Origin of the sequence: Kitasatospora sp. NPDC090091 (assembly GCF_044747365.1) — a bacterium.
Taxonomy (GTDB): Bacteria; Actinomycetota; Actinomycetes; order Streptomycetales; family Streptomycetaceae; genus Kitasatospora.
On the sequence record NZ_JBIVDY010000001.1, the window covers coordinates 371499 to 384891 of the forward strand.

Annotated in this window: 12 protein-coding genes; 7 read left to right on the forward strand and 5 right to left on the reverse strand. The window is 73.7% G+C overall.

All coding sequences use genetic code 11. The features are described from left to right. Positions 1-23 precede the first annotated feature (23 nt). Positions 24-785: a GNAT family N-acetyltransferase gene (locus ACIPSC_RS01635; protein WP_400822189.1), complete on the forward strand. Its 762-nt coding sequence runs from the start codon at positions 24-26 to the stop codon at positions 783-785. Between the two features lie 215 nt (positions 786-1000). Then, positions 1001-1468: an NUDIX hydrolase gene (locus ACIPSC_RS01640; RefSeq protein WP_400822190.1), complete on the forward strand. Its 468-nt coding sequence runs from the start codon at positions 1001-1003 to the stop codon at positions 1466-1468. 59 nt (positions 1469-1527) lie between these two features. Here ACIPSC_RS01640 and hrpB read toward each other — a convergent pair whose 3' ends face one another. Further along, positions 1528-4041 (reverse strand): ATP-dependent helicase HrpB, encoded by a 2514-nt coding sequence (gene hrpB, locus ACIPSC_RS01645; protein WP_400822192.1) that lies wholly within the window; start codon positions 4039-4041, stop codon positions 1528-1530. A 76-nt stretch (positions 4042-4117) separates the two neighbouring features. Further along, positions 4118-4972, reverse strand: a complete 855-nt coding sequence (locus ACIPSC_RS01650) for a class I SAM-dependent methyltransferase (protein WP_400822193.1) — start codon at positions 4970-4972, stop codon at positions 4118-4120. Between the two features lie 415 nt (positions 4973-5387). Here ACIPSC_RS01650 and rpsA point away from each other — a divergent pair, with 415 nt between their 5' ends. After that, positions 5388-6878, forward strand: a complete 1491-nt coding sequence (rpsA, locus tag ACIPSC_RS01655; protein WP_238740199.1) for a 30S ribosomal protein S1 — start codon at positions 5388-5390, stop codon at positions 6876-6878. Between the two features lie 243 nt (positions 6879-7121). After that, positions 7122-9344 carry an MMPL family transporter gene (locus tag ACIPSC_RS01660; protein ID WP_400822194.1) on the forward strand — a complete coding sequence of 741 codons (2223 nt, stop codon included), beginning with the start codon at positions 7122-7124 and terminating at the stop codon, positions 9342-9344. A gap of 81 nt (positions 9345-9425) precedes the next feature. Here ACIPSC_RS01660 and ACIPSC_RS01665 read toward each other — a convergent pair whose 3' ends face one another. Beyond that, positions 9426-9857 carry a MarR family winged helix-turn-helix transcriptional regulator gene (locus ACIPSC_RS01665; RefSeq protein ID WP_400822195.1) on the reverse strand — a complete coding sequence of 144 codons (432 nt, stop codon included), beginning with the start codon at positions 9855-9857 and terminating at the stop codon, positions 9426-9428. 62 nt (positions 9858-9919) lie between these two features. Between ACIPSC_RS01665 and ACIPSC_RS01670 the strand changes: the two genes are divergently transcribed. The 3 genes from ACIPSC_RS01670 to ACIPSC_RS01680 all read left to right on the forward strand — a co-directional run bounded on the left by ACIPSC_RS01670 (position 9920) and on the right by ACIPSC_RS01680 (position 11843). Further along, positions 9920-10561, forward strand: a complete 642-nt coding sequence (locus ACIPSC_RS01670; protein ID WP_400822196.1) for an MBL fold metallo-hydrolase — start codon at positions 9920-9922, stop codon at positions 10559-10561. Positions 10562-10669: 108 nt separating this feature from the next. Then, entirely contained in the window at positions 10670-11266 is a 597-nt protein-coding gene (coaE, locus tag ACIPSC_RS01675; protein WP_400822198.1) for a dephospho-CoA kinase, read from the forward strand. Between the two features lie 37 nt (positions 11267-11303). After that, positions 11304-11843: a GNAT family N-acetyltransferase gene (locus ACIPSC_RS01680; RefSeq protein ID WP_400822199.1), complete on the forward strand. Its 540-nt coding sequence runs from the start codon at positions 11304-11306 to the stop codon at positions 11841-11843. A gap of 98 nt (positions 11844-11941) precedes the next feature. Here ACIPSC_RS01680 and ACIPSC_RS01685 read toward each other — a convergent pair whose 3' ends face one another. Both ACIPSC_RS01685 and ACIPSC_RS01690 read right to left on the reverse strand, forming a co-directional pair. Continuing rightward, positions 11942-12580 carry an HD domain-containing protein gene (locus tag ACIPSC_RS01685; RefSeq protein ID WP_400822201.1) on the reverse strand — a complete coding sequence of 213 codons (639 nt, stop codon included), beginning with the start codon at positions 12578-12580 and terminating at the stop codon, positions 11942-11944. Continuing rightward, a complete protein-coding gene (locus tag ACIPSC_RS01690; RefSeq protein WP_400822202.1) occupies positions 12577-13347 on the reverse strand; it encodes a hypothetical protein in 771 nt (256 codons plus the stop codon). The genes ACIPSC_RS01685 and ACIPSC_RS01690 overlap by 4 nt, the downstream gene beginning before the upstream one ends. Positions 13348-13393: the final 46 nt, after the last annotated feature.

A 13393-nucleotide genomic window follows, 5' to 3' on the forward strand; every position in this document is an offset into this window, starting at 1 on the left:
AATTCCGTACTAGCGTTGGCACAATGACAACGGGATCCCCTTCGACCGACCAGCCCATGTCCTTGGCCGAGGCGCCGATGCGCCAGGCCCGGAACTCCGCCGCCTTCTGGACCGCGACCGGCCGGAGCCGGGGGCACGAGGTGATCCGGCGCCGCGGATTCGTCGCCGTCGACGGCGACGAGCGCGCGGGTCTGCGGATCCTGGTCCAGGAGCCCGACCTCGACCCGGGTGAACTGGCCGAGGTGAGCGAGCTGGTCCGCGGGGCCGCGGGGGCGGCCCTCGTCGAGGACCCGTTCAGCTCGGCCGACCTGAGCCACCTGGGCATGCGCAACTGGCAGATGCCGGTCATGCTGAGGCTGCCCGGGCCCGTCGGCGAACCCGCCCTGGACGTGATCCGGGTACGGCGGTCCGAGGACCTCCGGACGGCCGAGCGGATCGTGATCGAGGGCTTCGAACTGGACGGCTTCGAGCCCTACCGCCCCGGCGAACTCTTCCCGGCGGCGCTGATCGAACAGCCGGGCGTGGACGTGTTCATCGCCACCGTCGGCGGCGTGGCCGCGGGAGCGGGCGTCAGCGTCCTGGCCGACGGCGTCGGCAGCCACTACTGGATCAGTACGTCGTCGGCGTTCCGGTCACGCGGCGTGGGCCGGGCCGTCATGCTCGGCGCCCTCGCCCACCTGGCGGACCTGCCGGCCACGCTCACCGCCTCGAAGCTCGGCAGGCCGCTGTACGAGTCGCTGGGCTACACGGTCGCGACGCCCGCGACCTGGTGGGCCTCCTCCTGAGCAACCGCGTCGCGCCGAAGCCGGTCGGCCCGCCCCCTCGTGACAAGCGGGCCGCTCGGCGCCGGCCCTGCGCAGGAAGTCGGCGGGGCCGACTTCCTGCGCGCCGGTTCGCGCGGAGGTGTCGCATCCCTGGTCAGATCGGCAGGTCCCAGCCGAGGACTTGTGGGCGAAGGGGCGTGACGTGCGGACGATCCCGACAGTGGAGGTGGCGGATCATGCCCAGGCGTGACTACGAGGACGACCCGGACGCTCCTGCGGCCAACTCCCTCGTCCCGGCCGCGTCCGTCGTCGTGGTCGATGACGCGGGCCGCGTCCTCCTCCAACGCCGTACCGACAACGGGATGTGGGCCCTGCCCGGCGGCCGGATGGACATCGGTGAGTCGCTCGCCGGGTGCGGTATTCGGGAGACGCGCGAGGAGACCGGCATCGATATCGAGATCACCGGGATCGTCGGCACCTACACCGACCCTCGCCACGTCTTCGCCTATGACGACGGCGAGGTCCGCCAGGAGTTCTCCATCTGCCTCCTCGGGCGCCCGCTCGGCGGGGAGTTGCGGGTGTCCGACGAGTCCCACGAGGTGGCGTGGTTCACCCCGGCCGAAACGGACGGGCTGCCGATGGTGTCGAACATCCGCAAGCGGCTGGCCGACTGGCGCTCCGGGGGGATCCCCGTGGTGCGGTAGCCGCCTTCGCCCGCACCGGCAGTTCGCTTCGGGCGTTGTCTTCTCCTGCTGTCCTGCTGCTACTTCCGGGCGTTGGTGCGCTTCGTGGGCTCGGCCGTGGTCGGGTCCTCGGGCCAGGGGTGGCGGGGGTAGCGGCCTCTGAGGTCGGCGCGGACGGCGTGGTAGCCGTTCTGCCAGAAGCTCTCCAAATCGCCCGTGACGGCAGCGGGGCGGCCTGCGGGCGACAGCAGGTGGACGGTCAGCGGGATGCGGCCGGCGGCCAGGGTGGGAGTCCTGGTCCAGCCGAAGAGCTCCTGCAACTTGACGGCCAGCACCGGGCGTTCGGTGCTGTAGTCGACTCGTATCTTCGAGCCGGACGGCACGGTGATGCGCTCGGGGGCGAGTTCGTCCAGGCGGCCGGCTTCGCCGCTCGCCCACGGCAGGAGGCGCTGCAGGGCCGCGGTGGTGTCGATCCGGGCGAGGTCGCTGCGGCGGCGGGCACGGGAGAGCTCGGGCTCCAGCCACTCGTCGGCGCGTTCGAGCAGTGCCTCGTCCGAGACATCCGGCCACGGGTCCCCGATTGCCGCGTGGAGGAACGCGAGGCGTTCGCGCAGGCCGGGGGAGGGCCAGGTCAGCAGCTCGCTCACGCCCTCGCGGGCGAGCCCTTCGAGGAGGGCGGCCCGGACGAGTGACACGTCGGGGCGGGCCAGCGGCTTCTCCGAGAGTTCGATGGCGCCGAGCGATTCCACCTGCCGGGAGACCACCTCACCCCGCCGGGTGTCCCAGTGGACCTCCTCGCGGGCGGCCAGCAGCGGCGCGCCGGCCAGCCGGGCGGTCTCCTCGTCCAGTGCGGCCGCGTGCAGCACCCGGGCCGAGGGCGAGCCGGCGGGGCGGTCCGCGACGGCGACGGCCAGCCAGGGAAGGGCGCCGAGAGCGGTACCGGGGGCGAGTTCGGCGGCCGTCCCGGAGGCCATCAGGTACGGGCTGCGCTCGCCGGGGGCGGGCCGCTCGACGCGGGCCCGGGCGATCCGCTCGGGGAAGGCCAGCGCGACGACGAGGCCGACGGCCGCGGCGTCGGGCAGGCCGGTGGCGGGCTCGGAGCCCGCGCCGCGCCGGAGGCGGCGGACCTCCTCGCGCCAGCGGCCGGCGTAGGGGTCGCGACCGTCCCGGACGGTGCGCAGGACGGCGCCCAGGTCGTCGCCGAGGGCCCGCGGCGGCTCCTCCGAGAGCAGCGCGACCACCTCGGCGGCCCGGCGTTCACCGACCGCCGCCGCGCCGTCGACGAGCGCGCGCCCCAGCCGGGGGTGCAGCCCGGTGCGGGCGAGTCGCACACCGCGCTCGGTCGCCCGCCCGTCGGCGTCGACCGCCCCGAGGGCCCGCAGGGTCTGCCGGGCGGCGGCCATCGCGCCGGCCGGGGGCCGGTCCGGCAGGGCGAGGCCGGTCGCGTCCGGATCGCCCCAGCAGGCGGCCTGGAGGGCGAACGGGGTGAGGTCGGCGAGCGCGATCTCGGGAGTGGGGTAGCGGGCGGCGAGGGCGTCCTCGGCCTCCGCCCAGCAGCGGTAGACGGTGCCGGGGGCCTCGCGCCCGGCCCGTCCGGCGCGCTGCCGGGCGGCGGCCAGCGAGGCCCGGACGGTGACCAGGCCGGCCAGGCCGCGGGCGTGGTCGGTGCGCGGCTCCCGGGCCAGCCCGGCGTCCACCACGACCCGCACGCCCGGCACGGTCAGCGAGGACTCGGCGACGGAGGTGGCCAGCACGATCCGCCGCCGCTCGCCCGCGGTGAGCGCCGCGTCCTGGACGGTCTGCGGGGCCCGCCCGTGCAGCTGCAGCACCTCGGCGGGGGCGTCCGCGAGCAGCCCGGCGACCCGGGTGATCTCGCCGACGCCGGGGAGGAAACAGAGCACGTCGCCCGTCCGCTCGGCGAGCGCCCGCCGCACGGTGGCGGCGACGTGCTCCAGCAGGGCCGGGTCGACCCGGGTCCCGTGAGCGGGCCGGACGGCGCGCGGCGGCGGCGCCCAGACCGTCTCCACCGGGTGGGCGACCCCGTGCGCCTCCACGACGGGCGCGCCGCCGAGCAGGTCGGCCCAGGCCTCGGTGTCGGAGGTGGCGGACGCGCAGACGATGCCGAGATCCGGCCGCAGCGCGGCCCGGACGTCGAGCAGGAAGGCGAGGGCGGTGTCGGCGTCGAGGTGCCGCTCGTGGCACTCGTCCAGGACGACGACGTCGACGCCGGACAGCTCCTGGTCGCGCTGGAGCCGCTGGAGCAGCACGCCGGTGGTGACCACCTCGACCACGGTGTCCGGCCCGGCGCGCCGCTCGCCGCGCACCGTGAAGCCGACTTCGGCCCCGACGGCGGACCCGAGCAGCCAGGCCATCCGCCGGGCGGCCGCGCGGACGGCGAGCCGGCGCGGCTCGGCGACCAGCACCCGGCGCGACGGGCGGCCGTCGCCGAGCAGGCCGGCGAGGGCGAGCGGCACCAGGGTGGTCTTGCCGGTGCCGGGCGGGGCGGCCAGGACGGCGGTGCCGTGCTCGTCGAGTGCGTGGTGCAGCTCGGGCAGGGCGGTGCGGACGGGCAGATCGCGCCAGGCGGGGTTCACCCCGACAGTCTCCCCGACGCCGCCGGCCCGCCGGGGCCGGCCGCTTCAGCCGCGCCCCGCCCCGGCCGGCCCCGTCTCAGTCCCGCTCGGCCACGAAGATCGCCGTCCCGGGGATCAGCCGGCCGCGCAGCGGCGACCAGCCGCCCCACTCCTGCTCGTGCCCCTCCGGCCACTCCGGCTCCACCAGGTCCACCAGCCGGAAACCGGCGCCGACCAGCTCGCGCACCCGGTCCCCGAGGGTGCGGTGGTGCTCGACGTAGGTGGCCCGCCCCTGCTCGTCCTGCTCGACGTAAGGGGTGCGGTCGAAGTACGACGCCACCGCCGTCAGGCCCTCGACGCCCGGCTCGTCCGGGAAGGCCCAGCGGATCGGGTGGGTCACCGAGAACACCCAGCGCCCGCCCGGCCGCAGCACCCGGTGCACCTCGCGCATCAGCCCGGCGGTGTCGGCGCTGAACGGCACCGCGCCGTACGCGGAGCAGGCCAGGTCGAAGGAGCCGTCGGCGAAGGGCAGCACCGCCGCGTCGGCCTGGACCACCGGCACGGGCGGGGTGCCGCGGGCGAGGTCGATCCGCCGGGAGTGCTGGAGCTGGCGGTACGAGATGTCCATCGCCACCGGGCGGGCGCCCCGGTGGAGCAGCCAGCGGGAGCACTGGGCGGCCCCGGCGCCGATCTCCAGCACGGTCCGGCCCGCGACCTCGCCGAGCAGGCGGGCGTCCGCCTCGTCCAGGCCCTCGGGGCACCAGGTGAACCGGTCGTCGCCGAGGAACTCGCCGTGCTCGTCCTGGTACTCGTCCGCGTTCCGGTCCCACCAGTGCCGGCTGGCGCGGCTGCTCTCGTCGGCCTCGGCGTGCCGCCTTAGCGCGTCGTCGCCGTCGTCGTCAAGATCGTGCAGATCCGGTGGGGGGGTGGTGGCCACGGTGATAATGCCCATCGCGTAGGGTGTCGTCTGCGGAAGCGCCGCTGCTGCGAACCGGCCCCACCAAGGGTCCGGATCCTGGCGGTGGCATCCGGGGAAGGGCTCCCTGCGGCCGCCACCCGTGAGGTGCGCAATCGGAGGATATGGCCTGATCCATACCGGCCTCCACCGTCTTGCCGCCCTTGGCGTTGACCGTGCCTGGCCGTCCCCGTATGCTACAAGTTGCGCTGCGGGCCTGCGCGCCTCGGACGGAGCAGGTCGCGCTCGCATCTGTCGAAGACCCCACGGTCGCAAGACGGACGCCGATTCCCGATACTCGGGAAGATTCGGTGCGCCGTGTTCTTGGCTGTCCGGCTTTCGGTGGGAGCGATACGGGCCCTCCGCGTGGCATTACCTACGACTTCATGTCCGTACCGGAGCCCTTTTCCTAATGACGAGCCCCACCGACTCCTCCCTCAGCACCACCCCGCAGGTCGCGGTCAACGACATCGGCGACGCGGACGCGTTCCTCGCCGCGATCGACGAGACCATCAAGTACTTCAACGATGGCGACATCGTCGAGGGCGTCATCGTGAAGGTCGACCGTGACGAGGTGCTCCTCGACATCGGTTACAAGACCGAGGGCGTCATCCCCTCCCGCGAGCTCTCGATCAAGCACGACGTTGACCCGCACGAGGTCGTCGCCGTCGGTGACAACATCGAGGCCCTGGTTCTCCAGAAGGAGGACAAGGAGGGTCGTCTCATCCTGTCCAAGAAGCGCGCTCAGTACGAGCGTGCCTGGGGCACGATCGAGAAGATCAAGGAAGAGGACGGCATCGTCACCGGTACCGTCATCGAGGTCGTCAAGGGTGGTCTCATCCTCGACATCGGCCTCCGTGGCTTCCTGCCGGCCTCGCTCGTCGAGATGCGCCGCGTCCGCGACCTCCAGCCCTACGTGGGCAAGGAGCTCGAGGCCAAGATCATCGAGCTGGACAAGAACCGCAACAACGTGGTCCTGTCCCGCCGTGCCTGGCTGGAGCAGACCCAGAGCGAGGTCCGCCAGACCTTCCTCACCACCCTGCAGAAGGGTCAGGTGCGCTCCGGCGTCGTCTCCTCGATCGTCAACTTCGGTGCGTTCGTGGACCTCGGCGGCGTCGACGGTCTGGTTCACGTCTCCGAGCTGTCCTGGAAGCACATCGACCACCCGTCCGAGGTTGTCGAGGTCGGCCAGGAGGTCACCGTCGAGGTTCTCGACGTTGACATGGACCGCGAGCGTGTCTCCCTGTCGCTGAAGGCGACCCAGGAGGACCCGTGGCAGCAGTTCGCCCGTACCCACCAGATCGGCCAGGTCGTTCCGGGTAAGGTCACCAAGCTGGTTCCGTTCGGTGCGTTCGTCCGCGTGGACGAGGGCATCGAGGGTCTGGTCCACATCTCCGAGCTGGCCGAGCGCCACGTCGAGATCCCGGAGCAGGTCGTCCAGGTCGGCGACGAGATCTTCGTCAAGGTCATCGACATCGACCTCGAGCGTCGTCGCATCAGCCTCTCGCTGAAGCAGGCCAACGAGGCCCTGGGTGCCAACCCGGCCGAGGTCGAGTTCGACCCGACCCTGTACGGCATGGCCGCCTCGTACGACGACCAGGGCAACTACATCTACCCGGAGGGCTTCGACCCCGAGGCGAACGACTGGCTGCCCGGCTTCGAGAAGCAGCGCGAGGAGTGGGAGCGGCAGTACGCCGAGGCCCAGGCCCGCTTCGAGCAGCACCAGGCCCAGGTCATCAAGAGCCGCGAGGCCGACGCCGAGGCCGCTGCCGAGGGTGGCGACGCTGTTGCCGCCGCCGCCGGCGGTTCGTACTCCTCCAGCAGCGACGAGGGCTCCGGCGCTCTCGCTTCGGACGAGGCCCTGGCTGCCCTGCGCGAGAAGCTGGCCGGCGGCCAGAGCTGAGGCTCTGATCCCGCTGGTGCCCAGCACCTGGCGTTAGGCGCTTAGCGTCACCGATGGACCCCACCCGGTTTCCGGGTGGGGTCCGTTGTTGTTTCCCCTTGCATATTTGTCCTTTATGTGAAGGATTTATGTGATTAGGGGCTCATTGGATTTCTATGGGCGATTCCACCCCGAGCGCCTACCTTGGGAGGAGTTGCCCGATGGGTCGCTCACCCGGCCCCAAACGCTAGGCACCTTCTGCACATGCGCCGTAGCACCGCTGTGACCCCCTCCGCCCTCACGTCCGCCGACCCCAAGGTCAGCGGGCGCCTCGCCGCCATCGGCCGGTTCTGCTTCCGGCACCGCCGCTGGGTGCTCGGCTTCTGGGCGGTCATCCTGGTCATAGGCGTGCTGATCGGCGGGCGGGTCTTCGAGGGCTCGGTGGCCGGCGCCTCCTCCACCGCCTCCGAGGCCGACCGCGGCAGCGCGGTCGTCACCGCGGCCGACCCGGCCAAGGGCACCCTCACCGCCGTGGTGGACGGCCGCCCCGTCGACGACCAGGCCGTCCGGGACGCCGTCACCCGGGCCACCGCCGAGATCACCGCGATGCCCGGCGTCTCCTCGGCCACCGACGCCTACGGCTCCGACCCGTCCGCGGCCGCGCTGCGCTCCGCCGACGGCAACGCGAGCCTGGTCTCGGTCCGGATGGCCGACGACAGCACCACCGCGCAGACCGACGCCGTCACCCACCGCCTGGCCGACATCACGGCCGACGGCGCCAAGGTCACGGTCGGCGGGGACATCGTGCTCCAGGACGAGGTCAAGAAGCAGACCGAGAAGGACACCCGCTTCGGCGAGATCGTCACCCTGCCGCTCACCCTGATCGTCATGGTGCTGGTCTTCGGCGGCCTCTCCGCCGCCAGCCTGCCGGTGATCGGTGCCGTCGCCTCGGTGGGCGGTGCGCTGCTGGCCATGTTCGGGTTCAGCAAGATCATGGACATCGACACCAGCGTGCTGCCGATCGCCACCGTGCTGGGGCTGGGCCTCTCGATCGACTACGCGCTGCTCATGGTGAATCGTTTCCGCGAGGAACGCGGCCACGGCGCGGGCATCGCCGCCGCCGTCGAGCGGACCGCCGCCACCGCCGGCCGCACCGTCGCCTTCTCCGGGCTCACCGTCGCCGTCGCCCTCGCCGGCCTCTTCGTCTTCACCAGCCCCGTCCTCGGCGCGGTCGCCGCCGCCGGCGTCAGCGTGGTGGTGATCGCGGTCGCCGCGGCGATCACCCTCGTCCCCGCCCTGCTCGGCTTCGCCGGCAGCCGGATCAAGACGCCCACCGCCCCGGTGCCCGACGAGGGCTTCTTCAGCCGCACCGTCCGCCGGGTGCGCAAGCGCGCGGTGCCCGTCGCCCTCGCCTGCGTCGCCCTGCTGATGGCCGCCGGCGCGCCCTTCCTCCACGCCGACATGCGCAACACCGGCGCCGCCGTCCTGCCCTCCTCCTCGGCCGGCCGGCAGGTCGCCGAGACGATCGACCAGCGCTTCCCGGGCGCTTCGGCGGCCCCGATCACCGTCGTGGTCGAGAGCAGCGCGACCGTCGCCCAGGCCTACGCCGACGACGTGGTCAGCAAGCTGCCCGGCGTCAGCGGTGTCCGTGCGGTCACCCCGGTGAGCGACACGGTCTCCACCATCGACGTGCTGGTGCACGGCGACCCCCAGGGCGGGGAGGCCAAGCAGGTCGTCAAGGAGCTGCGCGCCGACCGCGGCGGGCTCACCACCCAGGTCACCGGCGGAGCGGCCTCGGTGGTCGACTTCCAGCACGAACTGCTCACCCGCGGCCCGATCGCGTTCGGCCTGGTGGCACTCGGCACGCTGGTCCTGCTCTTCCTGATGACCGGATCGGTGGTGATGCCGGTCAAGGCCCTGCTGATGAACGTGCTCTCACTGGGAGCCTCGCTCGGCGCGCTCACCCTGGTCTTCCAGGACGGCTGGTTCAGCGGCCTGCTCGGCGTCAGCTCCACCGGTGGGCTGGAGACCTTCATCCCGGTGCTGGTCTTCGCGTTCGCCTTCGGGTTGTCGATGGACTACGAGGTCTTCCTGCTTGCCCGGATCAAGGAACTGCGCGACCGCGGCCACAGCAACGCCGAATCGGTGGAGCTGGGCGTGCAGCGCAGCGGCCGGATCATCACCTCCGCGGCCCTGCTGATGGTGATCGTCTTCGCCGGGTTCGCGCTCGGCGACATGCTGATGGTCAAGCAGATGGGCATCGCCCTCGCCGTCGCCGTGGCGGTGGACGCGACGCTGGTCCGCTGCCTGCTGGTGCCGGCCGCGATGAGCCTCTTCGGCGACTTCAACTGGTGGGCCCCGGCGCCGCTGCGCCGGCTGCACAACCGCATCGGCCTGAGCGAGCACGTCGAGCTGCCGGACATCGCGCCCGCGGTGCTGCCCATCCCGCGCCCGGCCGCGGAGACGCTGGTCCCCACCACGCCGTAGTGAGTGCGCGAGCCGCCCGCCCCCTGCCGGGGGCGGGCGGCTTCTGCGTTCCTGCGCCGGGTGCCGGGCCGCCGCGCCTGGTCAGGGCAGGCGGCGGAGCAGTGCGACGGCGGCGCGCAGGGTCTCCCGCTCGCCGGGGTCGAGGCGGGCCTCGATGGCGGCGGCGATCCGAGCCTCGCGCCGGGCGCGCTGCTCGAACAGGGCGCTGCGGCCGGCCTCGGTCGGGGTGACCAGCAGCTTGCGGCCGTCGGTGGCGTGCGGCTGCTGGACGACCAGCCCGGCCTCGACCAGCAGGGCGACCGTGCGGGCCATCGACTGGTGCCGGACGCGCTGGTGGGCGGCCAGCTCCGCCACGGTGCAGGCGCGGCCGTCCCGGACCAGCAGGCCGAGCACGGCGGCCTGGTTCTGCGGCAGGGCGTCGCCGGGGCGCAGGGCCCGGACGAGCTCGCCGACGGCGGCCCGCAGGTCTGCGGCGAGTTCGAGGGTCTCCGGGAGCGGTGCATCGTCGGTCACGGGAGAAGCCTATCGCGTGGATGTGCAGCGAGACTGCACAGTCTTGCTGTAGATTCGGCTCCATGCTCATCACCAAGTTCGGCCATGCCTGCGTCCGCCTGGAACACGGCGGCACCACCGTCGTCCTCGACCCGGGGGCGTTCACCGACCCCGCCGCCCTCGCCGGGGCGGACGCGGTGCTGATCACCCACGAGCACGTCGACCACTTCGAGGAGGCCCGGCTGCGCGAGGCGCTGGCGGCGGACCCCGCCCTGCGGGTGTGGACCAACAGCACGGTGGCCGCGAAGCTGGACGGCCTGGGGCAGCGGGTGACCGCGGTCGGCGAGGGCGACGCCTTCGAGGTGGGCGGGATCGACGTCTCGGTGCACGGCGAGTGGCACGCGGTGATCCACCCCGAGATCCCGCAGGTGCGCAACATCGGCTTCCTCGTCGACGGCCGGCTCTTCCACCCCGGCGACGCGCTCACCGTGCCGCCGCACCCCGTGGAGACCCTGCTGCTGCCGATCGCCGGGCCGTGGACCAAGGTCGCCGAGCTGATCGACTACGTCCGGGAAGCCGCTCCGCGGCAGGCGGTGCCGGTCCACGACGCGGTGCTGAGCCCGGTCGGGCTCGCCGTGCACACCAGGCTGGTCGGCCCCGGCGGCCCGGGGACCGGCGCCGAGCTGCGGACGCTGGCCGAGGGCGAGAGCCTCGACCTGGGCTGACCGGCTCCGGACCGGCCGATCGGGCCCGGGTGGGCCGACCGGCGGGTGGCCCGACACGGCTCCCCGGGCGGGCTGACCGGCCCCCGGGTCCGCCGGTAGCCTGGCGCCATGCTGAAGATCGGACTGACGGGCGGGATCGGTGCGGGCAAGAGCGAGGTGTCGCGGCTGCTCGCCGCCCACGGCGCGGTGCTCGTGGACTCGGACGTGATCGCCCGCGAGGTGGTCGCCCCCGGGACGGAGGGCCTCAAGGCCGTGGCCGAGGAGTTCGGCCCCGGCGTGCTGGCGGCGGACGGCTCGCTGGACCGCCCCGCGCTCGGCGCTGTCGTCTTCGCCGACCCCGAGCGGCTCCGGGCGCTCAACGCGATCGTCCACCCGCTCGTCCGGGCCCGCTCGGCCGAGCTGGAGGCCGCCGCGTCCGCGGACGCGGTGGTGGTGCACGACGTGCCGCTGCTCGCCGAGAACGGCCTGGCGCCGCTGTACGACCTGGTCGTGGTGGTCGACGCCGAGGACGACGTCCGGATCGACCGGCTGGTGCGGCTGCGCGGGATGGCCGAGGAGGAGGCCCGGGCCCGGATGGCCGCGCAGGCCACCCGCGCCGAGCGGCTGGCGATCGCGGACGTGGTGATCGACAACAGCGGCCCGCTGGCGGCGCTGGCGCCGCGGGTCGCCGAGGTCTGGAACGGGCTGAAGTCCCGTCAGAACTGATCTGGTGCCCGGCCGCCCGGGTGTGGATCATGGGGGGATGAGCGAACACGCTGCCCCCGAGCCGCCCGAGGCGGTCCGCCTGGCCGAGTACGACGGGGCCGGCCTGCAGGAGATCCTGGGCTCCGGCGACGACCCGTTCGGCGTCGCGCACACCGGTCTGACCTGGCTGCCCAAGGAGATCCACTTCGGCGTCCGCCGGCCGGACGGCCGCCTGGCGGCGCATGCCGGCCTGCTGCCGCTGCCGCTGACGGTCGGCGGGGTGGACCTCGCGGCCGTCGGCGTCGGCGGCGTGGCCGTCGCCCCCGACATCCGGGGGCGCGGCCTGGCCCGGACGGTGCTCGGTGCGGCGGTGGCGCACGCCCGCACGCTCGGCCCGCGGTACGCCCTGCTGTTCTGCCGGCCGCCGCTGGTCGGGCTCTACCGGCGGCTCGGCTGGCGCGAGTTGCTGGAGGACGTCCACGTGGAGCAGCCCGGCGGACGGGTGGTCGTGATGCCGCTGCGGACGATGTGGCTGCCGTTGCACGAGGGCGCGCGCTGGCCCGAGGGCCCGGTGCGGCTGCGCTCGCTGCCGATGTGAGCCGGGGCCGGGCCCGGGCGGTGGTGGAGCCCACCCCCGGCCCGGGCGCAACCCCGCGGCGCCCGGGCAGGGGTGGACGGCCTCGGGCCGTGGGCCGGTCACTCCGGCCAGGCGGAGTCCTCGATCACCGCGGTGAAGTCGGTCCGTTCGAAGCCGGGGCTGAACCTCGCCAGCACGTCCGCCTTGACGTTGCCGAAGGCGGTCTCCGGCCTGGGCGCGATGCCCTCGTGGAAGGCGCGCAGGATCCCCCGCTTGAAGTCCGGCCGGGGGTGCGCGGCGGTGACGGCGTCCCGGTCCCCGGCGGCCAGGTCGTGGTAGCCGATGCCGAGCACGTCCAGCTCGACGCCGGCCGTGGTGAGCGCGATCTCGGGCTCCAGGAACTCCGGGATGCCCGGAGTGGTGTGCAGGGCGATCGCCTCCCAGACCAGACGGACCCGCTGCTCGTCGACCTGGTGGGTGCGGAGGAACGCGGCGGCCGCCTCGGCGCCGTCGACCTCGAACCGCCGCCCGGAGGCGCGGTGCTCGGGCGCGAGCCCGAGGTCGTGGAACATCGCGGCGAGGTAGAGCAGTTCGGCGTCGAAGGCCAGCCCGCGGCGCCGTCCCTGGAGGGCGCCGAAGAGGTAGACCCGGCGCGAGTGGTGGTAGAGCAGGTCGGTCGAGGCGTCCCGGACCAGCTCGGTGGCCTCGGTGGCGAGGCGGCTGTCGGGGATCTTCACCCCGGCGATCTCGGTGGTCATGCGGCTGCTCCTGAGGTGGTGGTGCCCGTGGGCCCGTCGGCCGTCGCGAGCCCGCCCGCCGCCGCCGCGTGCTCGACGGCGGCCGCGGCGAGAGCGCGGACGATCGGGTGGGCGCGGGTGCCGTCCCCGGCCAGCTCGGGCTGGAAGAGGGAGGCCAGGAAGAAGGGGTGGTCGGGCAGTTCGAGGATCCGCAGGTCCCCGTCGTCGTCCGTGCCGCTGAACCGGAGCCCGCGCTCGCGCAGCCGGTCCAGATAGGCGTCGTTCAGCCCGTACGCGCAGTGGTAGCGCTCCAGCGTGCGGGTGGTGCCGAGGACGCGCTCGGCGAGCGTGCCCGGGGCGATCCGCACGGCGCCCTCGTGTCCGACCAGCGAACAGGCGAGCGGAACGATCACCAGGTCCTCCCCGTCCGGGTGGGACTCGCCGTGCGCGGCCCCGCCGATGCCGCAGACGTTGCGCGCGTACTCCAGCACGGCGTGCTGGAAACCGGCGCAGGTGCCGAGGAAGGGGATGCCGCGCTCGCGCGCCGTGCGGACGGCAGCCAGTGCACCCGCCTCGCTGCGGTACGGGCCGCCCGGCAGCAGCCAGACGGCGTCGAAGCCGTCGAGCGCGCCCGGCGCGGCGGCGTCCTCGCTCGGGATCCAGTACGCGTCCAGGACGAGCTGGTCACGGGTGGCGAGCGCGTCGAGCAGCCCGGGGACGCGGGCGTGCGAGCGGACGGCGGGGGAGCGGTCGGCGACCAGGGCGATGCGCGGGGTCAGGTAGGTCATGCGGCTATCCTGACCCCGCGTTGCGGATCAGCGCCAACGATGATTT